The sequence below is a fragment of the Hoeflea sp. AS60 genome, from assembly GCF_038900115.1.
Lineage (GTDB): Bacteria > Pseudomonadota > Alphaproteobacteria > Rhizobiales > Rhizobiaceae > Hoeflea.
Genome location: NZ_JBBMQP010000007.1, coordinates 52,709 through 76,865 on the forward strand (window position 1 = coordinate 52,709; position 24,157 = coordinate 76,865).

At 58.9% G+C, this 24,157-nt stretch carries 28 protein-coding genes and 1 other RNA gene; 19 read left to right on the forward strand and 10 right to left on the reverse strand.

The window, feature by feature from the left end; genetic code table 11:
• Positions 1-4: 4 nt before the first annotated feature.
• Both WNZ14_RS22780 and WNZ14_RS22785 read right to left on the reverse strand, forming a co-directional pair.
• Complete coding sequence (locus WNZ14_RS22780; protein WP_342870980.1) at positions 5-1,273, reverse strand: surface lipoprotein assembly modifier; 1,269 nt, start codon at positions 1,271-1,273, stop codon at positions 5-7.
• 108 nt (positions 1,274-1,381) lie between these two features.
• Positions 1,382-2,452, reverse strand: coding sequence for a transferrin-binding protein-like solute binding protein (locus WNZ14_RS22785; protein WP_342870981.1), 1,071 nt, complete (start codon positions 2,450-2,452; stop codon positions 1,382-1,384).
• 266 nt (positions 2,453-2,718) lie between these two features.
• Here WNZ14_RS22785 and ssrS point away from each other — a divergent pair.
• From ssrS to WNZ14_RS22800, 3 genes are all read left to right on the forward strand, one after another.
• Positions 2,719-2,875: non-coding RNA, 6S RNA (ssrS, locus tag WNZ14_RS22790), on the forward strand.
• 569 nt (positions 2,876-3,444) lie between these two features.
• Complete coding sequence (locus WNZ14_RS22795; protein ID WP_342870982.1) at positions 3,445-4,017, forward strand: 5-formyltetrahydrofolate cyclo-ligase; 573 nt, start codon at positions 3,445-3,447, stop codon at positions 4,015-4,017.
• Positions 4,018-4,024: 7 nt separating this feature from the next.
• A complete protein-coding gene (locus WNZ14_RS22800; RefSeq protein WP_342870983.1) occupies positions 4,025-4,849 on the forward strand; it encodes a YmdB family metallophosphoesterase in 825 nt (274 codons plus the stop codon).
• A 50-nt stretch (positions 4,850-4,899) separates the two neighbouring features.
• On the opposite strand, the gene WNZ14_RS22805 is transcribed toward WNZ14_RS22800, so the two are convergent.
• The 4 genes from WNZ14_RS22805 to WNZ14_RS22820 form a co-directional block, all read right to left on the reverse strand.
• Entirely contained in the window at positions 4,900-5,367 is a 468-nt protein-coding gene (locus WNZ14_RS22805; RefSeq protein ID WP_342870984.1) for a DM13 domain-containing protein, read from the reverse strand.
• 34 nt (positions 5,368-5,401) lie between these two features.
• Complete coding sequence (locus tag WNZ14_RS22810) at positions 5,402-5,980, reverse strand: tetratricopeptide repeat protein (protein ID WP_342870985.1); 579 nt, start codon at positions 5,978-5,980, stop codon at positions 5,402-5,404.
• A 2-nt stretch (positions 5,981-5,982) separates the two neighbouring features.
• Positions 5,983-6,816: an MBL fold metallo-hydrolase gene (locus tag WNZ14_RS22815; RefSeq protein ID WP_342870986.1), complete on the reverse strand. Its 834-nt coding sequence runs from the start codon at positions 6,814-6,816 to the stop codon at positions 5,983-5,985.
• A 99-nt stretch (positions 6,817-6,915) separates the two neighbouring features.
• Entirely contained in the window at positions 6,916-7,392 is a 477-nt protein-coding gene (locus WNZ14_RS22820) for a GFA family protein (RefSeq protein WP_342870987.1), read from the reverse strand.
• A gap of 80 nt (positions 7,393-7,472) precedes the next feature.
• Between WNZ14_RS22820 and WNZ14_RS22825 the strand changes: the two genes are divergently transcribed.
• Positions 7,473-8,219 carry a YebC/PmpR family DNA-binding transcriptional regulator gene (locus WNZ14_RS22825; protein ID WP_342870988.1) on the forward strand — a complete coding sequence of 249 codons (747 nt, stop codon included), beginning with the start codon at positions 7,473-7,475 and terminating at the stop codon, positions 8,217-8,219.
• 61 nt (positions 8,220-8,280) lie between these two features.
• Here WNZ14_RS22825 and WNZ14_RS22830 read toward each other — a convergent pair whose 3' ends face one another.
• Positions 8,281-9,267 (reverse strand): LLM class flavin-dependent oxidoreductase, encoded by a 987-nt coding sequence (locus WNZ14_RS22830; protein WP_342870989.1) that lies wholly within the window; start codon positions 9,265-9,267, stop codon positions 8,281-8,283.
• A 147-nt stretch (positions 9,268-9,414) separates the two neighbouring features.
• Between WNZ14_RS22830 and ruvC the strand changes: the two genes are divergently transcribed.
• The 6 genes from ruvC to WNZ14_RS22860 all read left to right on the forward strand — a co-directional run bounded on the left by ruvC (position 9,415) and on the right by WNZ14_RS22860 (position 12,810).
• Positions 9,415-9,921, forward strand: coding sequence for a crossover junction endodeoxyribonuclease RuvC (ruvC, locus tag WNZ14_RS22835; protein WP_342870990.1), 507 nt, complete (start codon positions 9,415-9,417; stop codon positions 9,919-9,921).
• 10 nt (positions 9,922-9,931) lie between these two features.
• A complete protein-coding gene (gene ruvA / locus WNZ14_RS22840) occupies positions 9,932-10,549 on the forward strand; it encodes a Holliday junction branch migration protein RuvA (RefSeq protein ID WP_342870991.1) in 618 nt (205 codons plus the stop codon).
• An 87-nt stretch (positions 10,550-10,636) separates the two neighbouring features.
• Positions 10,637-10,885 (forward strand): type II toxin-antitoxin system PrlF family antitoxin, encoded by a 249-nt coding sequence (locus tag WNZ14_RS22845; RefSeq protein WP_342870992.1) that lies wholly within the window; start codon positions 10,637-10,639, stop codon positions 10,883-10,885.
• Positions 10,872-11,270 carry a type II toxin-antitoxin system VapC family toxin gene (locus WNZ14_RS22850; RefSeq protein ID WP_342870993.1) on the forward strand — a complete coding sequence of 133 codons (399 nt, stop codon included), beginning with the start codon at positions 10,872-10,874 and terminating at the stop codon, positions 11,268-11,270. Before WNZ14_RS22845 ends, WNZ14_RS22850 begins: the two co-directional genes overlap by 14 nt.
• Positions 11,267-12,304 (forward strand): Holliday junction branch migration DNA helicase RuvB, encoded by a 1,038-nt coding sequence (gene ruvB, locus WNZ14_RS22855; protein ID WP_342870994.1) that lies wholly within the window; start codon positions 11,267-11,269, stop codon positions 12,302-12,304. The genes WNZ14_RS22850 and ruvB overlap by 4 nt, the downstream gene beginning before the upstream one ends.
• Positions 12,301-12,810, forward strand: coding sequence for an NUDIX hydrolase (locus WNZ14_RS22860; protein WP_342870995.1), 510 nt, complete (start codon positions 12,301-12,303; stop codon positions 12,808-12,810). The genes ruvB and WNZ14_RS22860 overlap by 4 nt, the downstream gene beginning before the upstream one ends.
• Positions 12,811-12,852: 42 nt before the next feature.
• Here the strand turns inward: WNZ14_RS22860 and WNZ14_RS22865 are convergent, their stop codons facing one another.
• The 3 genes from WNZ14_RS22865 to WNZ14_RS22875 are packed head-to-tail and all read right to left on the reverse strand — an operon-like array spanning position 12,853 to position 15,823.
• Positions 12,853-13,737 (reverse strand): NAD(P)-dependent oxidoreductase, encoded by an 885-nt coding sequence (locus tag WNZ14_RS22865; RefSeq protein ID WP_342870996.1) that lies wholly within the window; start codon positions 13,735-13,737, stop codon positions 12,853-12,855.
• Positions 13,734-14,606 (reverse strand): glycosyltransferase, encoded by an 873-nt coding sequence (locus WNZ14_RS22870; protein ID WP_342870997.1) that lies wholly within the window; start codon positions 14,604-14,606, stop codon positions 13,734-13,736. Before WNZ14_RS22870 ends, WNZ14_RS22865 begins: the two co-directional genes overlap by 4 nt.
• Positions 14,603-15,823 (reverse strand): NAD-dependent epimerase/dehydratase family protein, encoded by a 1,221-nt coding sequence (locus WNZ14_RS22875; RefSeq protein ID WP_342870998.1) that lies wholly within the window; start codon positions 15,821-15,823, stop codon positions 14,603-14,605. Before WNZ14_RS22875 ends, WNZ14_RS22870 begins: the two co-directional genes overlap by 4 nt.
• Positions 15,824-15,959: 136 nt before the next feature.
• On the opposite strand from WNZ14_RS22875, the gene ybgC reads away from it, so the two are divergent.
• The 9 genes from ybgC to tilS all read left to right on the forward strand — a co-directional run bounded on the left by ybgC (position 15,960) and on the right by tilS (position 24,118).
• The gene (ybgC, locus tag WNZ14_RS22880; RefSeq protein ID WP_342871034.1) at positions 15,960-16,430 is read left to right on the forward strand and encodes a tol-pal system-associated acyl-CoA thioesterase; all 471 of its coding nucleotides are present in this window, start codon (positions 15,960-15,962) and stop codon (positions 16,428-16,430) included.
• Between the two features lie 6 nt (positions 16,431-16,436).
• Positions 16,437-17,189 carry a type I methionyl aminopeptidase gene (gene map / locus WNZ14_RS22885; RefSeq protein WP_342870999.1) on the forward strand — a complete coding sequence of 251 codons (753 nt, stop codon included), beginning with the start codon at positions 16,437-16,439 and terminating at the stop codon, positions 17,187-17,189.
• 243 nt (positions 17,190-17,432) lie between these two features.
• Positions 17,433-18,149, forward strand: coding sequence for a protein TolQ (gene tolQ / locus WNZ14_RS22890; RefSeq protein WP_342871000.1), 717 nt, complete (start codon positions 17,433-17,435; stop codon positions 18,147-18,149).
• Between the two features lie 9 nt (positions 18,150-18,158).
• The gene (gene tolR, locus WNZ14_RS22895; protein WP_342871001.1) at positions 18,159-18,611 is read left to right on the forward strand and encodes a protein TolR; all 453 of its coding nucleotides are present in this window, start codon (positions 18,159-18,161) and stop codon (positions 18,609-18,611) included.
• A 10-nt stretch (positions 18,612-18,621) separates the two neighbouring features.
• Positions 18,622-19,695, forward strand: coding sequence for a hypothetical protein (locus tag WNZ14_RS22900; RefSeq protein WP_342871002.1), 1,074 nt, complete (start codon positions 18,622-18,624; stop codon positions 19,693-19,695).
• Between the two features lie 18 nt (positions 19,696-19,713).
• Positions 19,714-21,027 (forward strand): Tol-Pal system beta propeller repeat protein TolB, encoded by a 1,314-nt coding sequence (tolB, locus tag WNZ14_RS22905; RefSeq protein ID WP_342871003.1) that lies wholly within the window; start codon positions 19,714-19,716, stop codon positions 21,025-21,027.
• Positions 21,028-21,160: 133 nt separating this feature from the next.
• Positions 21,161-21,700 (forward strand): peptidoglycan-associated lipoprotein Pal, encoded by a 540-nt coding sequence (gene pal / locus WNZ14_RS22910; RefSeq protein WP_342871004.1) that lies wholly within the window; start codon positions 21,161-21,163, stop codon positions 21,698-21,700.
• Positions 21,701-21,864: 164 nt separating this feature from the next.
• Positions 21,865-22,770: a tol-pal system protein YbgF gene (gene ybgF / locus WNZ14_RS22915; RefSeq protein WP_342871005.1), complete on the forward strand. Its 906-nt coding sequence runs from the start codon at positions 21,865-21,867 to the stop codon at positions 22,768-22,770.
• Positions 22,771-22,789: 19 nt separating this feature from the next.
• A complete protein-coding gene (gene tilS, locus WNZ14_RS22920) occupies positions 22,790-24,118 on the forward strand; it encodes a tRNA lysidine(34) synthetase TilS (protein ID WP_342871006.1) in 1,329 nt (442 codons plus the stop codon).
• Positions 24,119-24,157: the final 39 nt, after the last annotated feature.

The window sequence follows — 24,157 nt, forward strand, 5'->3', positions numbered from 1 at the left end:
AACGCTAGAAGGCTTTGGTGAAAGTGATGTCCATACCAGTGGTCGCATAGTCATAAAATACGACGTTGCTGTTCTGGCTTTTGCGGAATACGCCGATGATCGGGGATAGGCCCGCGATCTCGAAATTGTCCTTGCGGAACGAGCCCCTGACTTCCCAGAATGTGTCCTGCCGTAAAATGCGCAGTCCGGGAAAGAGGTCCTTGAACTTGCGTTTGCCGACCGAGACAGAGGCATTCATCCAGATGCCGTGAACAAGCGGCATTTCCGCGCCGAGGGTGACAGAGGGGCTGGCATAGGAACTCCACGGCCTGCCTGTAATTGTTTCTGTTTCAAAGCTTCCAGTGACCGACATCGCAAACCGTTTTGAGAACGCGTGCCGCAGCGATGTGCTTGCCCGCGTGGTGCGTGCGGCTGCTGAACCGGTTGCGTCAAAGCGCCGGTGCATGTGAATGATCTCGCCGGACAGCCACCAGCTCTGCGAGAAATTCCATTTTCCGGACAGGCGGCCACCGATTCCCAGACTGTTCGCCTTTCTGTTCAGCCATTGACGATCGACGATCGCCTCCGCCTGCAGCGAATAGCTGAGTTCGTCGCGCCTCAAACCTGCCCGCAGTTCTGCTTGCTGCTTGTCAAACTGGTCATTCGAATAGTCCGATATTCCGCCGGACAGCGCGGCATAGGCAGAGAGGTTTTCGCTGAGCGAATGGGAGTAGCCGGCCACCGCTCCCGCTTTCAGACCTAGTCCCGACTTCTGACGCGCACCGTTGGCAATGAGGAAAGGCAGGCCACCGATCATGATGATTGACTGCGATGTGCCGTCATTGACATTGGTGGAGGGGGCCAGCGAGACATACCCTGACAGGGAGAAGCCCTCTTTCGTCCCGATCTGGCGTGCGAGTTGCTCGAGCTGATCCTTGTCGCGGGCCAGATCCGCAGTGTCAGTCAGCCGGCTCAGCTGATAGCTCGCACCCTGCCGCTTACCCTGGGTGGCCAGTATCTTGACCAGTTCGATCCGGACAGCATCGATATCGGGTTCACGGGAGAGGATGTCCCTGAGCAGTTTTTCTGCCTTTTCGGGATGCCCGGTACGTGCATAGACCACCGCAAGGAGATAGGCGGCGGGGATGGCTTCAGTGCCTTGAAAACGTGTGGTTTCGAGCAGGGTTTGTGCTTCGCCATAATTGCCTTGGGTAACCAGGGCTTCCGCGGAACGGAACGTCGTTTCCGCCTCAGCATGCCGGTTGAAAGGACTGAGAAGCAGAAGGGCTGTCATGCAGGAGATGAGCAGGTACCCTTTGCATTTCCGTCCCAGACCTTTGCGATCGGGACGTTCTCCCATTTCCCTCACCGGAAAAAACGCGGGATGTGTACACATCATCACTTATTTCTTCACGCCTCCGAACGCGCCGGACATAATGAAATCGCGATTCTCGCCATCGAGTGGTGCGTTGCCTTCAATCACATAGGCTGCGGCGGTTTCGGCTGCGGCGTCACCAAAGAACGCTCCGATCGCCTCATTGTAGAGTGCGGTTCCAACTGCGTTGTTGCTGGCGTCGACCAGCTTGGCCGTCCCGGCATATTCGGAGCCGGTTATGTTTGCGCTGATGTTGAGGCCGGTCGCATTCGGGTTGAGAACAACCTTGTTGCTGTTCTTGTAGGTTGAGAGTTCTGCGCCTTTTATGCCGCCTGTTACGGTGCCTGCGCCGAAATCTGCGGTCAGCTCAACGGTGCCGCCGCTCAGGCTCAGGTTACGTATTGTGCCATTGTCGTCATAGACAGATGTGCCACCCTCGTGGAAGCCCTTGTAAGTCGCCTGTCCGGAGGTTGGCATGTTGGTGGTGTTGTTGCCGATATATCCAACGGCGTAGATCGCGCTTCCATCACCGGCGGTCCCTTCCTGATAGCGGATGGTGGTGCCATGCTTCATGACGATCTGTTCGACGAACTTGTTGCTGGAATCATAGACATTGTAGACGCCAACCGAGGACAGATTGGAGCTCTCATTGGAGGCCTGGGCGTCGCCAAAATTGCCGTTCTCGAAGTAGACGTTGCCCTTGACGTCCTTCATTCCGTTAAGCGAGGCTCCACCCTGGAGCGCGTCCGGAGAGTTCGCGGAAATCAGTGCCGCATTGGTCCCCTGATTGGTTGTCGGGTTCTTGTCCTGGTCAGCCGAGCCATTGATGGTGATGCCGCCGGCCGCTGATTTGTTGAGAATTTTGGCTTGTGTGATCGAGTGGGTCGAAGAGGGCAGGGTGGTGTAGGAATTGATTGAAGCGGTGTTTTTTGAATTGGTGCGGAAGGCCAACGCCTTCCCCGATGACTTGATCGGAAGAGTGTTGCTGGTCACGGCAACCGGTGTGGCGCCTCCAGCAGCTGTCGAGGATGTGCATCCGCTGATGCCCGGAAGGACGGCAAGCACCACTGTGCCGGAAACGAAAGCAAATCTGGTCATTTTATACTCCTCAATCAACCTAAGCTCAAAAAGACGGTCCACACGAAACGGCCTGTCCGCCTCCGCAGGCGGAGTATCGGCAGCCTTGCTATGCGCGCGCAGCTTTATAAGGCGCACGGTTCCAAGCGGTGACTAAAGGAACGACGGGCCGTTCCTGATGTTGAGATATCGGGGGAATGGAGGGAGTCTCAATCACCTGAACGGGTGAAAACGCTGTCCGGTGATTTGCCGATTGGCGGAATCCGAATAATGACCTATATGAGAGGTGCGATCTGCGCTTCTCGACAGGATACACAATCCCTGGGGCCTTAATTGATCCAAAGGGAGCTGTCCCTGACCGGACCCGTGGGTCCGGACATATGGCGCCCACCTACGTTGTAGGTTCCCAGGATCAATAAATCCATCGGCTGCCGTGGATCGCACTTTTCAGATCAGTTTTTTGATTGGTCAGCCCAACGCTTGTAGGCTTTGATTGAGCGGTTTGTAGTGGACTTATTCGATCAGGCCTAGTTTCAGTGCTCTGGCCACGGCCTCTACGGTGGTTCTCGCCATCAGCTTTCTGCGTGCGGATGCAAGGTGATCGCTGCTGGTTTGCCCGCCCGTCCCCGAAGGTTCGACAACAGCGTTTGGTAAAAGCCCTCTTGCCACTGATTGCAGGCAGGCTCTCTCGGAATGCGTCAATCGCCGCGTATCGCGTTCCGTTTCGTCTGTCATGAATATCCGCTTATGTGCTTGTTTGAAAATTTGTCAGCATGCCGCTTCAATAAGTGCGGCTGCCATCGCGGTGATAAGCGAAGCAGCCAATGAGCAGCAATCCGAATTGGTAGACGTCGTTTACAGTTTCTGACCGGCTGTGCTGAAATAGAACAGTGTCGGGCTTTGGTGGGGGAGCGGAAGCCATTGACGTTTGGCCGCTAACAGCATTACGCCCGTGCAGAAAACCGGGACGGTCAGGCAATCAGGACGGCCAGGCAATCAGTATGGAGAGACAGATGGACAGCAAGGCAAGCATCCGCTCGGCGATGTTGGCTCGGCGAGATGCACTCGCTCCCGACCACCGGATCGAAATGAGTCTTGCGATGGCAGAGGCATCGGAAGCCTTGTCCTTTGATCCGGGTGCGGTAATCGCCGGATATCTGCCCATTCGATCAGAACCGGATCTCAGGCCACTGCTTGCGCGTCTGCGCGAGCGCGGCGCCCGACTTTGCCTGCCGGTGGTGCTCGACCGCGAGACGATCGTCTTTCGGGACTTTGTCCGGGGTGTGGATCTGGTCAAGACCGGGTTCGGGACATCGGGGCCGGGGCCTGACGCCGAGGTGCTTGATCCGGATATTCTGGTCATGCCGCTGTCGTCGTTCGATGCCTTTGGCAACCGCCTGGGCTATGGCGCAGGACATTACGACCGGGCCATTGCAAGGCTGCGCGGCAAGGGCAAGTCGCCGTTGTTGGTCGGAACTGCTTTCTCCGCTCAGGAAACCGACAGTTTGCCGGCGGAAGCTCACGACGTGCCGCTCGACATGATCCTGACAGAGCAAGGCTTGCGCTCGCTTTCGCAATCTCTATAGAGAGCTGATGCGCCTTTTGTTTCTTGGAGATCTGGTCGGACGATCCGGCCGCACCGCGGTCTGGAACCGCCTTCCCGGCTTGATCCGCGATTTCAAGCTGGATTTCGTCATCGTCAATGGCGAGAACGCGGCGGGCGGCTTTGGCATAACCGAAGAGATTTTTCTCGAAACGCTCAATGCCGGCGCCGATGTGGTGACCACCGGCAACCACGTCTGGGATCAGCGCGAAGCGCTTGTCTATGCCGACCGGCAAGACCGTTTCCTGAGGCCCGCCAATTATCCCGCCGGCACTCCCGGGCGAGGTTCCAACCTCTACATCGCCCGCAATGGCGCACGGGTGCTGGTCGCCAACATCATGGGCCGGGTGTTCATGCACCCCGACCTCGACGATCCGTTCGCCGCAGGTGAAGCTATCCTCGCCGCTTGCCCGCTGGGCGAAGTGGCAGATGCGGTGGTTTTCGACTTCCATGCAGAAGCCACAAGCGAGAAGCTTTGTTTTGCCCATTTTGTAGATGGTCGGGCGAGCTTCGTCGTGGGGACCCACACCCATGTGCCGACCGCTGACGCACAGATCCTGAATGGCGGAACCGCCTATCTGACTGATGCCGGCATGTGCGGCGACTATGATTCATCGATCGGTATGGACAAGGAAGAGCCGGTCAACCGCTTCGTGTCAAAGATACCCAAAGGGCGATTTGAAGCGGCCTCCGGGCCTGCAACCATCTGCGGTGTCGCCGTCGAGATCTCCGATCGTACGGGCCTTGCCGAAAAGATCGCGCCGCTCAGGATCGGGCCTCGGCTCAGTGAAACTTTTCCTGAATTCTGGAGATAAGGCCGGTTTCCCAATCTGCTGGGCCGTGCCTTTGACGTTGCAACAACGCGTCAGCGGTACTTGGCGGCGCTGATGAATTCGCTGAATGTCTCGCACCAGATGAGCACGGTTGTGTAGGATTCGATATCGACCGCAGGCGGCACATCGAGCAGGAAGCCGTCAAAGGTCTTGATGTCGCCGATGATCTGCGCGGTGTCTCTGACAGCCAGGAACTGTTGCTCATCCTCTATGAATTCGGGGACCAGGTAGAGCTTGTAATCCGGGCCTGGTGCCAGCCGTCCTTCGTGAGCGATCTTTGTTTTTGAGACGCTGACCGTGCCTTCGCCCCAGTGCAGAAAATCGCTGCCCTTGAGATCGCGCTGGAAGTCGGTCTTGTAGAGCGCTGCTTGAGCGGTTTGTTCAAGCGCTGCCTTGTCTGGCCCGGCGGGTGCGGTGATGATAGGCAGGAGGTAAACCCCGAGGGCAAAGCCGACAGTCAGCACGATGCCATGGGTTACGGACAGGACGATCCAGCGCATGATGTTCTCCTCCCTTTAAAGCTCGCGCACGACCTCAAAGATCTTGCTGTTTGCCCTTGATCAGCGGTCGCTTTGCATCCGGGTCGGGTGGCAGCATTCCACGCTCCTTGAGCCAGGGGTGAATGGTCACGGCTCGGCTCAGTGCCGCAATCGCTACTTCAGGCCGGCCCATCCGCACCAGCACATGGTACATTCCCGACCAGGCGGCGAAATGATCGGGATCGAGTTCCACAGCTTTCTCGAGATCCGATAGCGAGCCGTCGATATTGTCACGCAGGAACCGGGCAAAGGCGCGCTGGTTCCAGCCTTCCGCATAGTCCGGGGCTTTTTCAATGGCTTCATCAAACGCTGCTTCGGCGGCCTCGAAATCATAGCTTTCGCGCCGTTTCATGCCGTAATCGATCGCCCTTCGTACCTCGGGCGTCGGCGCCTGGTCTAGCCACCAGTTCCAGATGGCGTTTTCGGCAAGCCGGCCCTCACGCTCCGTCTTTGCAGTCTTCAGTGCTTCAAACAGCCTGGCTCGTTCACTCGTGGTCTCGGCATGCAACGATGATGGCGTGGCCATGACGCAGGCGAGAGCTGTTGCCTGAAACAGAAAAGTCCTGCGATCCACGGTCATATCCCCTTCAGCACGAGAATTGTCGGTCGGCGCGGCAATGTGCGGGCCGACACTGTGAAGCTGTCTTCATTGACAAAATCGGTCGCAAACTTGTCGCCCATCATCTCGATGAAGCTCGACAGGGGCGCACCGCGCCGGTGCATTGGCAACAGGATCGACGATTGCAGGCGCTGAGCAATTCCGGTCATCGCGGTATGGCTCAGCGTCAGACCACCATCGACAGGAACCATGACAATGTCGAGCCTGCCAATTTGGGCGAAATGCCTGTCTTCCAGCGGGTGGTGCAGATGGCCGAGGTGACCGATGCACAGATCCGCCACCTCGAAAATGAAGATGGAATTGCCGTCTGGCTCCATCGCGCCGAAATTGCGGATGTCGGTGGTGACGTTGCGGACATAGACATCCTCGACCACCACATCATGATCGGCAGGGGTTCCGTCAAAATTCCAGCCGCGCAGCACATGGTCTATGCGCTCGTCTGGCGACAGCGTGAAATGCGAGGAATGCGCCTTGTTCATGGTGACAACATCCGGGGCGGCCACACGGCCTGCCCATCCGTTGAAATCAGTCGCTATGGTCACGCCGCCGGGCGTGGTGATGACATAGGTCGAATGTCCGGCGAACGCGATCTCGACCTCGCCCGATCCTGCTGCGACCGTATCCGCCCTGAGGTCAAGGTCGTCCGGGGTCAGATTTGCGTAGCTGGCGCCGGGCAGCGCCTGCGCCACAGCCATGCATTGGCTGAAGGGCCGTTGGCTTTCCTGGGCTTTCGCGGGTGATGCGAAAGCAAACAAGACACTCACAAGGATAAAGGTGTTCAAACGGTGCATGCTGGCGGCTCCGTGAAACAGTCTCTGGTTTCATGAAGTGTAGAGCGCGGCGGCGTCAGGTAAAGGGGCTGTGGTCTATTCTGCTTTACCGATCTTGGGTCATGTTGTGACAGTCATGTCCCGCCAACGCAGCTTCAGCGCTTCATAGCTGTCGGTTGGCTGACCCTCGTAGCTGAGTTCGTCTTCAGATATTTTCATGAATGGCTGTTTCGAGCTGCACCATATGTGTCCTGCCGGAACCAGCCATGAGGTGTCATCCAGCGTGCCTGCCTTGATGTTGATTTCGGCCGAACCGCTGGTGCTGTGCCATATGCGAACGCCGCAATCGGGGCAGAACCACCCCTGCCGTTTCTTGCCGGATTCGCTCATGCGGGTCACACAAGACAGACCCGGATCCACATCAAGAGCCTCGCGCATGAACCGAAGACTCTCGCCGAAGGCTGATGAGGTGTGCCGCTGGCATTCCGTGCAGTGGCAGAGGTAGAATACCAGCGGTTGGGCCAGCAACCTGTAGCGGACACGGCCGCATTGGCATCCACCGGTCAAGGGCAAGGATGGAACACTGGTCTTTTGCATGGTCTGAACCTTCTGGACGAAACGCTGTTAGGACCTTATAACGCGCCAAACCAGAATCCAGAGCAAAGATCAGGGGCGTTATGGCCGGCCACTCACAATTTAAAAACATCATGCACCGCAAGGGGCGGCAAGATGCCGTTCGTTCCAAGATGTTCTCGAAGCTTGCGCGTGAAATCACCGTTGCGGCCAAGATGGGTGCGCCCGACCCGGCGATGAACGCGCGTCTCAGGCTGGCGGTTCAGAATGCCAAGGCGCAGTCGATGCCCAAGGACAACATCCAGCGCGCCATCAACAAGGCGACGGGTGCTGACAGCGAGAACTACGAGGAAGTGCGCTACGAGGGCTATGGCCCGGGCGGCGTCGCCGTAATCGTCGAGGCGCTGACAGACAACCGCAACCGGACGGCATCAAGCGTACGCGCGGCCTTCACCAAATCTGGCGGAGCGCTGGGTGAAACCGGATCGGTCGGGTTCATGTTCTCCCGCGTCGGCGAAATCACCTACCCTGGTGAGGCGGGCGACGCGGACACGATCATGGAAGCCGCCATCATGGCAGGCGCCGAGGATGTGACCAGCAGCGAAGAAGAGCACGCGATCATCTGCGCATTCGAAGACATCGGTGAAGTTTCCACCGCGCTTGAAGAAGCGCTCGGGGAGGCGCAATCGGTGAAGGCTGTGTGGAAGCCGCAGACGGCGGCTCCGGTCGATGAAGACAAGGCGTTGTCCGTGCTCAAGCTGATTGCAACGCTCGACGATGACGATGACGTGCAGAACGTCTACGCCAATTTCGAAGTTTCCGACGAGGTCATGGCGAAACTTTCCGCCTGAATGTCCTGAGTATTGAAAACGACAAAACCGCCGGTCTCGTGACCGGCGGTTTTTTGTTGTTCTAGAGTGCCGCGCGCACGGCGCCAAACAGGTCCACGGATTTCAGCCGGGCATCGATGGAATGGATCGGCATGGAGATCATGATTTCATCAGCCTTTGTGGCCGCCAGGAAGTCCTGCATTTTTTGTGCCGCGGTCTCCGGGCTGCCGACCACCGCATAGCGCAGCGTGTGTTCGACGGCGATCTGTTCCATCTCGCTCCAGAAACCGTCCATGTTGTCGATTGGCCTCGGCATCTTGCCGCGGGCATTGCGGCGCATGTTGACGAATGTCTGCTGTAGTGTGGTGAACAGGTAATTGGCCTCTGCATCGGTATCGGCCATCACGCCCATCGTTGCAGCCATGACATAGGGTGCGTCCAGCTGGGCTGACGGGGTGAACTTGGCGCGGTAGATATCGAGCGCTTCAAGAAGCATGTCCGGGGCAAAATGCGATGCAAAGGCGTAAGGCAGCCCAAGGGCCGCCGCCAGGTGGGCGCTGTAGATGCTGGAGCCGAGAATCCAGAGAGGCACATGGGAGCCTGCGCCTGGAACGGCGAGCAGCATCCGTTCGTCTGGTTCGCCCAAGTAATATTGCAGCTCGATGATGTCATCGGGGAAGCTGTTGGCGCCGGTCTCTAGGTTGCGCCTCAGCGCCCTTGCAGTGTTCATGTCGGTTCCCGGAGCGCGACCGAGGCCGAGGTCGACGCGTCCGGGAAACAGTGCTTCAAGTGTTCCGAACTGTTCGGCAATCACCAGCGGCGAGTGGTTGGGCAGCATGATGCCGCCAGATCCGATGCGGATGGTGCTGGTCGCATGGCCTGCCTCGGCGATGACCAGCGCGGTGGCGGCACTGGCGATGCCTTTCATGCCGTGGTGCTCGGCCAGCCAGAACCGGCTGAAGCCGGCATCTTCCGCCTGCTTGGCCATCAGCCTTGTGCTGGAGAGAGCATCACTAGCGGTGCCACCCTCAACGATGGGGCAGAGATCGAGAATGGAAAAGGCGGTCATGAGCATACTTTCAGTGCTGAAATTGGTTTTCTCACATGTAGGGAGCCGCTGGCTGAAAGCCAAAGACTGTTTCTCATGCTGTGCGTATGTTTTTGTTTTGTTCACATTTTGATGGAATGGTCCGGCGCTTGGAGCTAGGGTTTTTTCATGAAAGAAGCGATTCGGATAATCGGGATTGATCCCGGGCTGAGGAACACCGGCTGGGGTGTGATCGACAGTCTTGGCAACTCGTTGCGCTTTGTCGCGTCAGGAACGGTCAAGTCCGACAACAAGCTCGATCTCGCCTCACGGCTGAACCAGCTTTATGCGGGGCTCGAGACAGTGCTGCATGAATTCCAGCCGTTCGAAGCAGCGGTTGAAAACACTTTCGTCAACAAGGACGCCACGGCGACGCTGAAGCTCGGGCAGGCACGTGGCATAGCCATGCTGGCGCCAGCGCGGGCTGGCCTGCGGGTTGCGGAATATGCGCCGAACGCGGTCAAGAAGGCCGTGATCGGCGTCGGACATGGCGACAAGAAGCAGATCCTGATGATGGTCAAGGTGCTGATGCCGAAATCCACCTTTGACAGCGATCACGCCGCGGATGCGCTGGCGATCGCGATCTGTCACGCCCATCACAGAACATCACCTGAATGGCGCATGGCTGCGGAATGAGGACGCTCCAATGATTGGCAAGCTCAAGGGCACGATCGAGGAAATTGCCGAGGATCATGTGCTGATCGATGTGCACGGGGTCTGCTACGTGGCCTCTTGTTCATCACGAACGCTTTCGCGGCTCGGTTCTGCCGGAGAGGCGGCAGTTTTGTTCATCGAGACCTATGTGCGCGAAGACCAGTTCAGGCTGTTCGGCTTCGAGACAGCGCTTGAGCGGGAGTGGTTCCGGCTTCTGCAAAGCGTTCAGGGCGTCGGCGCCAAGGTGGCGCTGGCGGTGTTGTCGACGCTGACACCTTCCGAACTCGCCAATGCGATTGCGCTTCAGGACAAGGCGACTGTTTCGCGCGCGCCCGGAATCGGACCGAAGGTGGCCCAGCGCATCGTGGCCGAGCTCAAGAACAAGGCGCCGGCTTTTGGCGGAGATGCCGGCGGTGCGATGGGGCTGAAGCAGGAACTGGGCGAGGGGGTTGCCTCGGCACCTGTCGCCGATGCGGTATCGGCACTGTCGAACCTCGGCTATTCCCGCGATCAGGCAGCCAATGCGGTTGCCGCGGCTTTGAAGGTGGCCGGGGATGATGCGGACTCTGCCAAGCTGATCCGGTTCGGGTTGAAGGAACTGGCGCGGTAGGGAATTCCTTGCACGGGAAGTGCCTCCTTACTATGATAAAAAGTAAGGAAATTGATCGCGAGTAAGGAAATGGGCATCGAGTCAAAAGTGACGACAAAAGGTCAGACGACAATTCCGGCGGAAGTACGCGAATATCTCAAGATCAGCGCAGGTGACCGCATCGGATATGAGTTTGTCGACGGGAAAGTCGTCCTCGTGGCAAAGAACCGTAGCGCTCTGGACTTTGCCGGGGCGCTACATGTGCCTGATCGTGATCCTGTGTCCATCGAGGCCATGAACGAGGCGCTCGATGAAGGTTTGGCTGAACGGTTTGAGCGGTCGCGTGATCGGGATTGATACCAACATCATTGTTCGCCTTTTGACGCGCGACGATCCGGGGCAGTTTGATGCGGCGGTATCGCTGGTCAGGGCCAGCAGCGCCGAGGCGCCGCTGTTCGTCAATCCGATGGTCATCGCAGAAACCATCTGGGTGCTTGAGCGGGCTTACAAGGTGGATCGAATGGTGGCGCGAACGCAAATTGCGGGTCTGTTGGACACAGTCGAAATCAGGGTGCCTGAAACCTTGAGCATGGAAAACTGGGGTCAGTGGCTCGCATCGCCACACGCTGATTTTTCCGATGTTATGATTGCCGACCTCAACCGCATGAACGGGTGTGAAAAAACCATGACCTTCGACCGCAAGGCTGCCAACTCTGTTCCGGGCATGGAGCTACTGGCATGAGTGACGCTGATCGTCTCATTTCCCCCGACAAGCGTGGCGAAGATGTCGATACGACATTGCGTCCGCAAACGCTGGACGATTTTACCGGGCAGGCCGAAGCGCGCGCCAACCTGAAAGTGTTCATCGAGGCGGCCAAGGGCCGGGCCGAGGCGCTTGACCATGTGCTGTTTGTCGGTCCTCCGGGACTGGGCAAGACCACGCTGGCGCAGATCATGGCCAAGGAGCTCGGCGTCAATTTCCGCTCCACTTCCGGCCCGGTGATTGCGAAGGCCGGCGATCTGGCGGCCTTGCTCACCAATCTCGAAGACCGGGACGTGCTGTTCATTGACGAGATCCACCGGCTCAGCCCGGCGGTAGAGGAAATCCTCTATCCGGCGATGGAGGATTTCCAGCTCGATCTGATCATCGGCGAGGGGCCAGCTGCCCGGTCGGTCAAGATCGACCTGTCGCGGTTCACGCTTGTTGCGGCCACAACGCGGCTCGGCCTGCTGACCACGCCGCTCAGGGACCGCTTCGGCATTCCTGTGCGGCTGCAGTTTTACACTGTCGAAGAGTTGGAGCTGATCGTACGACGCGGGGCGCGGATCATGGGGCTCGGAATGACCGATGACGGCGCGCTGGAGATTGCTCGCCGGGCGCGTGGCACCCCGCGTATTGCCGGACGCCTGCTCCGGCGGGTGAGAGATTTCGCGGAAGTCGCCAAAGCCGAAGCCGTGACCCAAAAAATTGCCGATGAAGCGCTGACCCGGCTGTCGGTGGACAGCATCGGACTGGACCAGCTCGACCGCCGCTACCTCGACATGATCGTGCGCAATTTCGGCGGCGGACCGGTGGGCATTGAGACCATCGCAGCGGGCCTGTCGGAGCCGCGTGATGCCATCGAGGACATCATCGAACCCTACCTGATCCAGCAGGGCTTCCTGCAGCGCACGCCGCGCGGGCGAGTGCTGACGGCGCGCGCCTGGAGCCATATGGGCCTCAATCCGCCCAAGGATCTGGCGGCCACCCAGGCCAGCCTGTTCGAGGACGAATGAGCGGCCCTTCGCGGCGCACGATCCGTTTCAATGACCAGCGCCGGCGCTTCAATGCGAGGGTGGCCGGGCTGGCCCTGTATCGCGGCCATCTGTTGATCCACCGCGCCGTGCACGAGCCGTTCTGGACCATTCCCGGAGGAACTGCTGAACTGGGCGAAGACAGCCGGGCAACGCTTATCCGCGAAATGCATGAAGAGCTAGGCGTCAAGGTCAGCGTCGGGCGGCTTGTGTTTCTGGTGGAGAATTTCTTCGATTTCGAAGGCCGTGCCTGGCATGAGATCGGCTGGTATTACCTGATGGAGTTGCCAGGCGACTTTTCGTTTTTCCCTGATGGCAGGTTCGTTCACGAGGTTGCCGACGGCAAGAACAGGCTTGAGTTCAAATGGGTCCAGGCAACGCGTGAAAGCCTTGAGGCGTTGCCGTTGCCACCGGTGTTTCTGGCAGACTGGATCGAGGCCTTGCCTGAAACCACGGAGCACATCATCTGGGATGACGGGCAATTGTGATGGTGGGGTCGGGACCGCGAAACGCCCTGGCGGTTTGACCGGTCAGGTCTCCAGCACGAGGCGCTCCAGAGTTTGCTCGAACAGCTTTCGTCCACCCGGCTGCCAGCCAAGCGCCCTGATCTTGCCGGTCTCCATTTCGGCCAGTTCTGCCTTGTCAGCGGAAGGGGGAAGGGCGGGCGCATCCGACATGTGATGATGAAGCGGCGCCAGTATCTCATTTGTGTCGGCGACGAGATCAGAGACGTTGAATGCCTGGCCACCGATCTTGTCCGGCTCGGTTTCCAGCATTAGCCTCACGGCCAAGCCGACGTCTCGGCCATGAACTTCGGAACCGGCGCGAACCGGTATCTCGCGGCCGGCAAGGAAATCGGCAAATAGACTGTCCCACTTGTTCGGGCGCAATTCGCCATAGACCCCAGTCAGGCGCAGACTTGATGTGGTGAAAACTGGCGAGTTCAGCGACGCGAGCGCGTGCTCTCCCAGAAGTTTGATTTCGCCGTAAAGAGATGTCGGTTGCAAGTCGAGATTTTCTGTCAGCGGTGTGTCGGGAGCAACCCCATCGTAGACGGCGCGGCTCGAGAGAAAAACGACACGCTGGACACCCTGATCCCTTGCGGTTTCGAAGAGCCTGATGCTGCCATCGAGATTGGAGCGCCGGAAGTGGTTCGGGTCATCGCCTTCACCGCCGCGGTAGCGTCCAGGCAGATGCTGAAAGGCGGCGTGGATGAAGACATCGATTCCTGCAAAGAGGTCGCTGTGATTTTCGTTCGGATCAAGGCGGATGGGACGAAATTCAACGGTTTTGGGGAACAGGTTCTCGGCGGGTGGCGTCCGTCCGGCTGTGACAACATCATAGCCGGCATCGAGCAACGCCTCGACGATATAGCGCCCGACCAGACCCGTACCGCCGGTGACCAGCGCTATCATTTGTCGTTCGATCGCAAGGGATTGGCCAGCGAGCCAATATCCGGGATCGCTTTCCCTTCGAGGTAAGCGTGCCAGAGATCGATCAGCGGGCGCAGCTGGTCCGCCTTGGGATGATTGGCCTCCCAGGGCTTTTCATATTGGTAATGCAGCACGCCGATCTGCTTCCAGTCCCACAGGTCTGGCAGGTTGAACCAGACATATTGCAGCATGTTCATGGTGACGGGCAGGCCGTGCCAATCCGGAAAGAAGGTCTCCAGAAATGTCTGGTCGGTGCGCCGCCAGAACGTATCCGGCCGATCCAGCATCTCAAGCATGGCGGCGAACGTTTCTGTCGATGGACGGGCAACGAAGACGCCGGAATTGAGACGGTGGAAGTCCTTTAGTGTCTCATAGACATTGGGGGCTGCCGAGAACTCGGGATAGTCGAACAGCTTGTCGATGTTGCGCAAGACAAGCGCATCAGCGTCGATGAAGACGCAGGACTGATACTCGGTCAGCTGCCAGAGCCAGAGCTTGCAGAAATTGTCGAGCGGCGAATGAAAGGCCGGCTTGCGCCCCTTGGTAAAGGGCGCGTTGGCGTGCAGTTTGCCGCGCGCATGGCGCTCGTTGAAGGCGTCGGATGTGTCGAGCAGCTCGGTCCGGATAAGGCGGCAGCCGAGGTCTGCGAGAGGCGCCAGGGCCTCGTCCGTCACGCTACCGGTGTGGAGCACAACGATGTCGGCCTTGGTTCCGCTCAGCTCAATCGATCTGGCAAGCGCCAGCGCACCCATGGCGTAGTCCGCGTTGGTCACCAGCGTGACATAGGCGCGATGGCTGGCTGCGGGTTTGTTCGCAGCCAGGCCTGAGGGGAGGGGTGCGGGCGAGCTCATGAAACGGATTTGAGCGCCTTGCCTTCCGGATCGCGATTGATCGAATTGGCGATGTCCTTGGTCCAGGCAGAGACTGCAGGCACGCGGGTGCGGTCGACGCGATAAGCGTATTTCTTGGCGACGTCGACGACTTCTTCGAGCAACCCTTCCTTCAGCGTGGTTGGCTCAAGTCCCAGCCTGAGGAACTTTTCATTGTGGACGACGAGGTCGTTTTCTGCCGCTTCCTTGCGCGGATTAGGTAGCCAGGCGATCTCGGCGCCGGTCATTCCGGCGATCATCTTGGCCAGATCGCGGACCCGGTGGGTCTCGGTCATCTGGTTGAAGATCTCGACCTTGGAGCCGCGCGCCGGCGGATTGCCGAGCGCGATCTCTATACAGCGCACCGAGTCCTGAATGTGGATGAAGGCGCGGGTCTGGCCGCCGGTGCCGTGCACGGTCAGGGGATAGCCGATCGCGGCCTGAATGAGGAAGCGGTTGAGCACCGTGCCGTAGTCGCCATCATAATCGAACCGGTTGACCAACTGTTCATGCCGCCGGGTCTGGTCGGTGTGGGTGCCCCAGACGATGCCCTGGTGCAGGTCGGTGATGCGCAGATTGTCGTTCTTGGCGTAGAACTGGAAAATCAGCTGATCGAGGCATTTGGTCATGTGATAGATCGAGCCAGGATTGGCCGGGTACAGGATATCCTGCTTCACCGTTTCGCCTGACATGGTCTCGATGCCGACCGGCAGATAACCTTCCGGGATCGCGGCACCCACAGTCGAATAGCCGTAAACGCCCATGGTGCCCAGGTGCACCAGATGTGCATCGAGACCCAACTCCACCATGGCGTTGAGCAGATTGTGGGTGGCGTTGACGTTGTTGTTGACCGTGTAATTCTTGTGGCGGTCACTCTTCATCGAATAGGGGGCAGCCCGCTGTTCGGCGAAATGCACGATGGCGTCAGGGCGCTCCTTGGCGAGCCAGTTCTTGAGCAGCTCATAGTCCTTGGCCATGTCGATCAGGTGAAAATGGATTTTGCGACCCGTCTCGGCATGCCAGATCCGGGTGCGCTCCTGGATCGAATCCATCGGTGTCAGCGACTGGACGCCGAGTTCGGTGTCGATCCAGCGGCGTGACAGATTGTCGATGATGTGAATCTCGTGGCCTGCATTGGAGAGGTGCAGCGAAGTTGGCCAACCGACAAACCCGTCGCCGCCCATGATTGCGATCTTCATTGATGATTCTCCTGTGCCTGCATGGTTTTAATCCTGATAGATCGGTTTTATGACAGAAACACGATTGTCTCAATTCCATCGTGGGGTTGTGGATAAACCAGACACCAGAGCAGACATCAAACGAGACAGGCCGCGTATCATGAATGCATCGCTATCGGGACAATTGCTGGACGGCGGGCATCACCTGACCCAACGGGTCTATTACGAGGACACCGATTTTTCCGGCTTCGTCTATCACGCCCGTTATCTGCATTTCTTCGAGCGTGGCCGCACCGACTACATTCGCCTTCTGGGTGTTTCGCAAGGCGCGCTGCATGCCCAGACAGATCCGGCCGACGTTGTGGCCTTTGTCGTTCGGCGCATGGAGATCGATTTCAAGTCTCCGGCGCGCATGGATGACGTGCTGACGATTGTGACGACACCGGCCGAGGTGCGTGGCGCGCGGATGCTGCTCAGTCAGACGATCAAGCGCGATGACCAGGTTTTGGCTGCTGCCGAGGTGACAGTCGCGGTCATCAACGGATTTGGCCGGGCGCGACGGCTGCCTGATGCGCTCATGGAGCGTTTTCTTGGCGGCGGTCGCGGTGAGGCTCAAGCAAAGGAGTAAAAGGCAGTGGTTGTTTCTTCGGACGAGGAACTCGAGAAGCTTCGGCATATCGGGCGGATCTGTGCCAACACGATCCAGACCATGGCGGGATCCATGGAGCCGGGCATGACCACCCGCGAGCTTGATCTGATCGGGCGGCGGTATCTTGAGGCCCAGGGTGCCCAGTCTGCGCCGGAATTCTGCTACCAGTTTCCAGGAGCAACCTGCATCTCGGTCAACGAGGAAGTTGCCCATGGCATTCCCGGAGACCGCGTCATTGCAGCCGGCGATCTCGTGAATATTGATGTTTCGGCACTCAAGGACGGCTATTTCGGCGATACCGGTGCTTCATTTGGTGTCGCCCCGGTGGCAGCCAGAACCGAGAGGCTCTTGCGTGATGGCAAACGGGCGCTCTCAAAGGGGCTTGGTCAGGTCAAGACCGGTGCGCGTTACGCAGCCATTGGTGACGTGATCGGCAAGTTTGCCAAGAAGAATGGCTACACGCTCATTCGAAACCTGGCCAGTCACGGGGTTGGCCAATCCTTGCACGAAGATCCTTCGGAGATTGCGACGTGGCCTGATAGTCACGAGAAGCGTCTCATGAAAGAGGGGCAGGTTTTTACCATCGAGCCTTTTCTATCACTTGGTGCGACTTTCGCAGAAAGTGAGGATGACGAGGACTGGACGCTATATGGCTACCCGCGTGCGCTGACGGTCCAGTTCGAGCACACAATTGTCGCTGGCCGAAACGGCCCGGTCATCCTGACCCTGCCGGGCTAAAAGCCAAAGCTGTATTCGGTTGCGATATCCCGGTTGAATCCTAACCAAGCCTTAACCATAATAATTTATTACCGAAATCATGAGGATTGCGTTGATCGCGTGCGCCATCCTTTGACCAAATTTAGCCGCGAGAAGACTTGGAAAGTGGTTAGGCGGCAATCGCTCACTTCTGGTCTCCCGGCAAAAGTGACGTTTTGGCCGCCCGGTAATAAAGCCGGGCGTTTGGATTCGAGGGTTATTTGAATGGAACAGGTTGGACTTGCAGCAACCAGCGACGTGACGCTCTGGTCGCTTTTCATGCAGGCTGGTTTTGTGGTCAAGCTTGTGATGCTTGGCCTGATTGGCGCATCGATCTGGACCTGGGCAATTGTCGCGGACAAGATCATCTCGTTCGGCAAGTTCCGGCGCCAGCTCGATCAGTTCGAGCAGGTGTTCTGGTCCGGTCAATCGCTTGAGGAATTGTACCGGACACTGGCAGACCGAAAATCATCCGGCATGAGCGCGATCTTTGTCTCGGCCATGCGCGAGTGGAAGAAGTCTTACGAACGCGGCGCCAAATCGCCAATCGGGCTGCAGATGCGGATCGACAAGGCGATGGACGTGACCCTGGCGCGTGAGGCTGATGCACTTGAATCCAAGCTTGGTTCATTGGCTACCATCGGATCGGCGGCTCCGTTCATCGGCCTGTTTGGCACCGTGGTCGGCATCATGACGTCGTTCCAGGCGATCGCCGGATCGAAATCCACCAACCTCGCCGTCGTGGCGCCTGGTATTGCTGAAGCGCTGCTTGCTACCGCGATCGGCCTGCTGGCGGCTATCCCGGCTGTTATCGCCTACAACAAGTTCTCCTCCGACGCAGGCAAGCTGTCTGCCCGGATGGAAGGCTTCGCGGACGAGTTCTCCGGCATCCTTTCACGCCAGATCGACGAGCGTTCCAACGCTCGTCAGGCTGCGGAATAGGGGGCAGTCATGGGCATGTCAGCACAGGGTAGCAGAGGCGGCGGTTCGCGCCGCGGAAGGCGCGGAGGCCGCAAGCAGCTGCTGAGCGAAATCAACGTCACGCCGTTTGTCGACGTGATGCTTGTGCTGTTGATCATCTTCATGGTGGCCGCACCGCTACTTACAGTGGGGGTGCCTATCGACCTGCCGGAAACAGAAGCCAAGGCGCTGAATTCCGAAACCCAGCCGATTACCGTTTCGGTCAATTCGACAGGGCAGGTGTTTCTGCAGGAAACCGAAATCGCCATCGATGAAGTGGTCGCCAAGCTCGAGGCGATCGCCACCACAGGCTACAGTGAGCGCATTTACGTGCGCGGCGATACCAATGCTGATTACGGCACCGTCATGAAGGTGATGGCGCGCATTTCCGCTGCCGGGTTCAAGAACCTCGGCCTGGTTACGCTTCAGGAACAGGGCAGTTGACGGCGCGCTGATGAAGGGAAGTCTGGCGACATCAACGGTTTTGCATGTGGTTGTGCTGGGGGTCGCTCTGTCCTCCTTCACAGCGCCGCGGACGCTTGAAGTTGCGGATGTCGAATCCTTTCCGGTCAGCATCGTGCCGATTGATGAAATTACCCAGATCCAGCAAGGCGAGAAAACAGCGCCGGTCGCTGAAAAGGCCGCGCCCACTCCGACGGCGCGCCCCGATCGGGTGCCTGATGCGGAAAACGCCGGCGATAATTCTGTCGATCTGAAAACCAGCAAGGCTGCCAAACCCAGCCCCAAGGAAGTGGTTTCGGAAGCGCCGCCGAAGCCTGCGGAGAAACCCGCGCCCAAGCCCGAGCCCGCTCCCAAGACGCCAACTCCGGAACCGGTGAAGGTGGCGGAACCGAAACCCGCACCTGAACCTGCGCCCACTCCGCCAGCAGAGAAGCCCGCTGAGGCCGCACCAGCTCCCGTTGATGTTGCGGCCCTTCCGGCCGAATCGACGCCCGACCCTGTGGCAGAGGCGATCACTGAGTCAGCGCCGGCCGAGCCGCAGTTCACGGCCTTGCCCAGCGCCGGGCCGGTGCCTCAGACCCGGCCGGAACCGCCGAAAGCCGCCGCAAAGCCGGAAGCGCAGGAGACCGCCTCGACGAAAGAGAGCGATTTCAATGCCGACCAGGTCGCGGCGCTTCTCAACAAGCAGGATGCGGCCGGCGGTGGCGCCAAGCGGACAACCGAAACCGCATCGCTTGGTGGCGAACGGACAACACGCGGAAACACGCTCAGCCAGAGCGAAATGGACGCACTGCGTGGCCAGATCCAGAAGTACTGGAACATCATTCCGGGCATGGCCGATGGCGGCGATGTTCGGGTCACGGTAAAGATGAGATTAGACTTGGCTGGCAACATAGTTGGACAACCGGATGTGACGGCGACAGGTGGATCTGCGGGTACGCGCAGTACACTTTCTGGCAGCGCCCGCCGAGCTGTCCTTCAGGCCCAGCCTTTCCAGTTGCCTAAAGAGAAATATGATTCATGGTCGGATGTGATCGTCAATTTCGATCCCAGCCAGATGTTCTAAGCGCTGAAAGGCTGCATTATGAAAATGATCAACCAAATTCTTTTCGTTCCATTGGCAATGGTTGCCGCACTCGTTCTGTTTACGGCGAGCCCGGCACGCGCCGTTGTCGAGATCGATATCAATCGCGCCAACGTCGAACCCTTGCCGATCGCGATCACCGATTTCATCTCGAGCGACGGGGTCGGTGCACAGATCGCCGAGGTTGTTGCCGCTGACCTCAAGCGGTCTGGCCTGTTCGCGCCGATCAGCAAGGCCGCGTTCATCGAGAAGATTTCAAATCCCGATGTCGCTCCCCGGTTTGAAGACTGGCGGGTGATCAATGCGCAGGCGCTGGTCACCGGCAAGGTGGTGCGGGAAGCGGATGGCCGCTTGCGCGCGGAATTCCGGCTTTGGGACACGTTTGCCAATCAGCAGCTGTCGGGCGAGCAGTTTTTCACCCGTCCGGAAAACTGGCGCCGTGTCGCTCACATCATCGCCGATGCGATTTATGAACGCCTGACGGGCGAGAAGGGCTACTTCGACAGCCGCGTGGTGTTCGTGTCTGAAAGCGGCCCCAAGACCGCACGTCAGAAGCAACTGGCCATCATGGACCAGGATGGCGCCAATCTCAGGATGCTGACCAATGCCAATGACATCGTGCTGACGCCGCGGTTTTCGCCCAGCCGTCAGGAAATCACCTACATGTCGTTCGAGGGTGGTCAGCCACGGGTCTATCTCCTTCAACTGGAAACTGGCCAGCGCGAACTGGTCGGCAATTTTCCGGGGATGACGTTCTCTCCGCGGTTTTCGCCAGATGGCCAGAAGGTGATCATGAGCCTTCAGCAGGACGGCAACGCAAACATCTACACGATGGACCTCAGGTCGCGTTCAACCACGCGTCTGACCAACACGGCTGCGATTGACACGTCGCCATCCTATTCGCCCGATGGCAGCCAGATCATCTTCGAAAGCGACCGGGGAGGACGCCAGCAGCTCTATATCATGGGTGCGGACGGCTCGAACCAGCGTCGTGTCTCGTTCGGGGACGGTTCCTATTCGACGCCGGTCTGGTCGCCGCGCGGCGATCTGATCGCCTTCACCAAGCAATCGGGAGGGAAATTCTCGATCGGTGTGATGCGGACCGACGGATCGGGCGAACGGATTCTGACCACCGGGTTTCACAACGAGGGCCCAACCTGGGCACCAAATGGCCGGGTGCTGATGTTCTTCCGCCAGCCAGCCGGTGCGGGTGGTCCGCAGATCTATTCGATCGATCTGACAGGGTACAATGAGCAGTTGGTCACGACCCCGACCTATGCTTCGGACCCTGCATGGTCGCCTTTGCTGGAATAGCATCAAATCAAGAAAAAGGCAGGGTTTTGCCGTCTTTGCGCCGCATTGTGCGTCCAAACGCGGCTTGGAACGCATAAAAACAGACAATATTAACCCTGTTTCTTCAACGCCGATTAACCGCTCCCGGTTACAAATGGTCAACCAAACAATTCCAAGGAGTCCGGCCATGCGCCGCATGCAAGAACTTGCCCGCAACCCGGCAATGATCGCGCTTTTCGCAGCGCTCATGCTTACAGGCTGCGCCTCGAAGAAAAATAATCTGCCCAACAATGCTGCGGACCTCGGTCTTGCCGGCAACGCGGCCCCGGGAACCCAGCAGGACTTCACGGTCAATGTTGGCGACCGGATTTTCTTCGATACGGATTCGTCTGTGGTTCGTGCCGATGCGGCTGCGACACTTGATCGTCAGGCGCAGTGGCTCAACCAGTACCCGAACTACCAGATCACTGTTGAAGGCCATGCCGACGAACGCGGCACGCGCGAATACAACCTTGCACTGGGCGCACGTCGTGCCGCAGCAACGCGTCAGTATCTCGCCAATCGCGGCATTCAGGCCAACCGCATCCGGACAATCTCGTTCGGCAAGGAGCGTCCGGTTGCAGTCTGCGACGACATTTCCTGCTGGTCGCAGAACCGTCGCGCGGTTACCGTGCTTGGCGGCGCCGGCAGCTGATTGCAACAGCGGTGTTTTAATGTTTGATGGCGGTCTTCGGGCCGCCATCTTTTTTAGGGTAGATCCGTTTCACCATAGTTTGGCCGGTTTGTGCGTTGATTTGATCTCCCGCCATGCGATATTCCAGATGTCTGGGCGATTGCCCGCGTAAAGAGGTCAGGCCGATGAAACTTATTTCCAAACTACTAGCCGCGGCTGCGATCAGCGCGATCGCGTTTCCAGTGAGCGCGGCGCCGCTTTTGTCCGGATTTTCGCAAGGTCCGCTGTTTCCGCCGGCTCCCGTTGCAAGCGCTCAAACCAATCGTGCACCGGTGATCCTGGCGCAGGCCGGCGATCCGGTTTACCGGATCGGGCAGCTCGAGGAACAGATCCGCGGGCTCAATGGTCGCATTGAGGAACTCGGGTTCCAGCTTTTGCAGATGCAGGAGCAGATGCGCCAGATGCAGCAAGACAACGAGTTCCGGTTCCAGGAACTTGAGAAAACCGGCAATCAGCGCGGTGATGCCGGACCGGCTGTCACCCAGCCGGGAATCGAGCAATCAACCACAGCATCAACCAGTCAGGACACGCAGGGGACAGGTGCCCCTGAAACCGATCTCGGGTCGATCCGGTTTGATGACAAGGGTGACCTCATCGGCGGCATCATCCAGCCTATGGACGGAGCAGGAAGCGAAACCGCGTCGCTGTCTTCGCCGGATGACATGTACCAGGCGGGTTACAATCACATGCTTGCAGGCGACTATGCGCTGGCCGAGCAGGTGTTCCAGGATTACGTCGCCAACAATCCGGATGACCCGCGGGCGTCGGACGCAATGTTCTGGCTGGGTGAAGCCCAGTACTCCCAGGGCAGTTATCAGGAGTCAGCCAAGACCTTTCTTGATGCTCACAAGCGGTATCCCAAGGCCGACAAGGGCGCTGACACGCTTCTGAAGCTCGGCATGTCGCTTGCCAAGCTCGACAATCGCGACACCGCTTGTGCGACATTGCGTGAAGTTCTGATCCGCTATCCAGGCGCGTCCGCAGCGGTTCGCGCCAAGGTGAGCGAAGAGCAGCAGCGGGCGAGCTGCTGAATTTTCGCAGGCCCCGATAATGCCTGATGTTTCGGGCCGCTCCCTGCAAGCGCCACAGCAATTTCTTAAACGTCTTTCTGAATTTCACGCCGGCCTGACTGACCACCGCCCGCTTGGCGTGGCAGTTTCAGGTGGATCGGATTCCCTTGGTCTGCTCTATGGCCTTGCCGAGGTGGTCTCGCCGGGCAAGCTGGTGGCATTGACCGTGGATCATGGCTTGCGTGCCGGATCAGCCAATGAAGCGCGCTGGGTCAAATCCCGGTGCCGGCGGCTCGGCATTCGTCATGAGACGCTCAGGTGGGAAAGCGCCCAGCCGGGAACAGGTCTGCAGGCGGCCGCCAGAGCGGCGCGTTACCGGTTGCTGGTGGAGGCATCCACGCGGCTGGGCCTCTCGGCTGTGCTGACCGCACATACGCGTGATGACCAGAACGAGACCCTGGCCATGCGCCGCGCGCGCAGCTCATCCGATGATGCACCGGGACTGGCGGGCATTCCGCCGGCAACCCTGTTCGAAGCGCGGATGTGGGTGCTGCGCCCTCTTTTGGCACTGGGTCGCGCCGAGATCCGTGGGTTTCTTCAACACAGAGGTGTTTCTGACTGGGTCGAGGATCCATCGAACACCGATCCCCGGTTTGAAAGGGTGCGCGTTCGCGCCAGGCTTAGGAATGAACCGGCGCCTTCTGCCGGTCCGGATGGCGCGCACATCGCGGTGGCCCGGCTTGAGCTCGCCCGCAAGGTGGCGGGGTTCATCGAAACCAATTGCCATGTCGATGCGGATGATCTGCTCTGGATGCGATACAGCGCAGGTGAGGCTTCGCTTGAGACGAAGGTCGCGCTCGAAGCTCTGATTGATTGGCGGGGCGGGGCTTCGCGTCCGCTCGACAGGCGCGGCAAAGCGACGCTTGAGGACTTCATGACCTCCTGCGCCGAAGGCAGAGATCGATCTGTCATCAGCCTGGGACGGACACTGGTTCGCCGGCGAGGGGACTTTCTGACCGTAAGGCGTGAACGCAGGGATATTGCCAGACTTGTGCTTGAGCCGGGCGCCTGGGGGCAGTGGGACCGGCGCTTTCGGGTCCACAATCTTGCAAACGGTTCCGCCCTGACTGTCTCAGGTGGAGGAAACGGTGGCGTTTTGCCTTGTTTCAGCCGTGATAGGGGCGAATGGTCGGAAGATGAGGGAGTGGCAGGTGGATTCTTCTGCCAGCCACTGGTCGGTCGCAACTCATATATCCTGCCGTTTCACCAGTTGCCGTTGGCGCAGGTGTTGGCTCGATTGGCAAAGCTGAAGTCGTTCCCGACGTGCCCATGGCCCGGTTTGATGGATGTTCCATTAGCCTTGCGATGAAAGTCCAATGACAAACACCGCCGCCAGCCTTGGCAAGAC

Coding starts and splice junctions, on each gene's coding strand:
- WNZ14_RS22780 (WP_342870980.1), bottom strand. CDS start 1,273: ATGACAGCCCTTCTGCTTCTCAGTCCTTTCAACCGGCATGCTGAGGCG.
- WNZ14_RS22785 (WP_342870981.1), bottom strand. CDS start 2,452: ATGACCAGATTTGCTTTCGTTTCCGGCACAGTGGTGCTTGCCGTCCTT.
- WNZ14_RS22795 (WP_342870982.1), top strand. CDS start 3,445: ATGGACAGCAAGGCAAGCATCCGCTCGGCGATGTTGGCTCGGCGAGAT.
- WNZ14_RS22800 (WP_342870983.1), top strand. CDS start 4,025: ATGCGCCTTTTGTTTCTTGGAGATCTGGTCGGACGATCCGGCCGCACC.
- WNZ14_RS22805 (WP_342870984.1), bottom strand. CDS start 5,367: ATGCGCTGGATCGTCCTGTCCGTAACCCATGGCATCGTGCTGACTGTC.
- WNZ14_RS22815 (WP_342870986.1), bottom strand. CDS start 6,816: ATGCACCGTTTGAACACCTTTATCCTTGTGAGTGTCTTGTTTGCTTTC.
- WNZ14_RS22820 (WP_342870987.1), bottom strand. CDS start 7,392: ATGCAAAAGACCAGTGTTCCATCCTTGCCCTTGACCGGTGGATGCCAA.
- WNZ14_RS22825 (WP_342870988.1), top strand. CDS start 7,473: ATGGCCGGCCACTCACAATTTAAAAACATCATGCACCGCAAGGGGCGG.
- WNZ14_RS22830 (WP_342870989.1), bottom strand. CDS start 9,267: ATGACCGCCTTTTCCATTCTCGATCTCTGCCCCATCGTTGAGGGTGGC.
- ruvC (WP_342870990.1), top strand. CDS start 9,415: ATGAAAGAAGCGATTCGGATAATCGGGATTGATCCCGGGCTGAGGAAC.
- ruvA (WP_342870991.1), top strand. CDS start 9,932: ATGATTGGCAAGCTCAAGGGCACGATCGAGGAAATTGCCGAGGATCAT.
- ruvB (WP_342870994.1), top strand. CDS start 11,267: ATGAGTGACGCTGATCGTCTCATTTCCCCCGACAAGCGTGGCGAAGAT.
- WNZ14_RS22860 (WP_342870995.1), top strand. CDS start 12,301: ATGAGCGGCCCTTCGCGGCGCACGATCCGTTTCAATGACCAGCGCCGG.
- WNZ14_RS22865 (WP_342870996.1), bottom strand. CDS start 13,737: ATGATAGCGCTGGTCACCGGCGGTACGGGTCTGGTCGGGCGCTATATC.
- WNZ14_RS22870 (WP_342870997.1), bottom strand. CDS start 14,606: ATGAGCTCGCCCGCACCCCTCCCCTCAGGCCTGGCTGCGAACAAACCC.
- WNZ14_RS22875 (WP_342870998.1), bottom strand. CDS start 15,823: ATGAAGATCGCAATCATGGGCGGCGACGGGTTTGTCGGTTGGCCAACT.
- tolQ (WP_342871000.1), top strand. CDS start 17,433: ATGGAACAGGTTGGACTTGCAGCAACCAGCGACGTGACGCTCTGGTCG.
- tolR (WP_342871001.1), top strand. CDS start 18,159: ATGGGCATGTCAGCACAGGGTAGCAGAGGCGGCGGTTCGCGCCGCGGA.
- WNZ14_RS22900 (WP_342871002.1), top strand. CDS start 18,622: ATGAAGGGAAGTCTGGCGACATCAACGGTTTTGCATGTGGTTGTGCTG.
- tolB (WP_342871003.1), top strand. CDS start 19,714: ATGAAAATGATCAACCAAATTCTTTTCGTTCCATTGGCAATGGTTGCC.
- pal (WP_342871004.1), top strand. CDS start 21,161: ATGGTCAACCAAACAATTCCAAGGAGTCCGGCCATGCGCCGCATGCAA.
- ybgF (WP_342871005.1), top strand. CDS start 21,865: ATGAAACTTATTTCCAAACTACTAGCCGCGGCTGCGATCAGCGCGATC.
- tilS (WP_342871006.1), top strand. CDS start 22,790: ATGCCTGATGTTTCGGGCCGCTCCCTGCAAGCGCCACAGCAATTTCTT.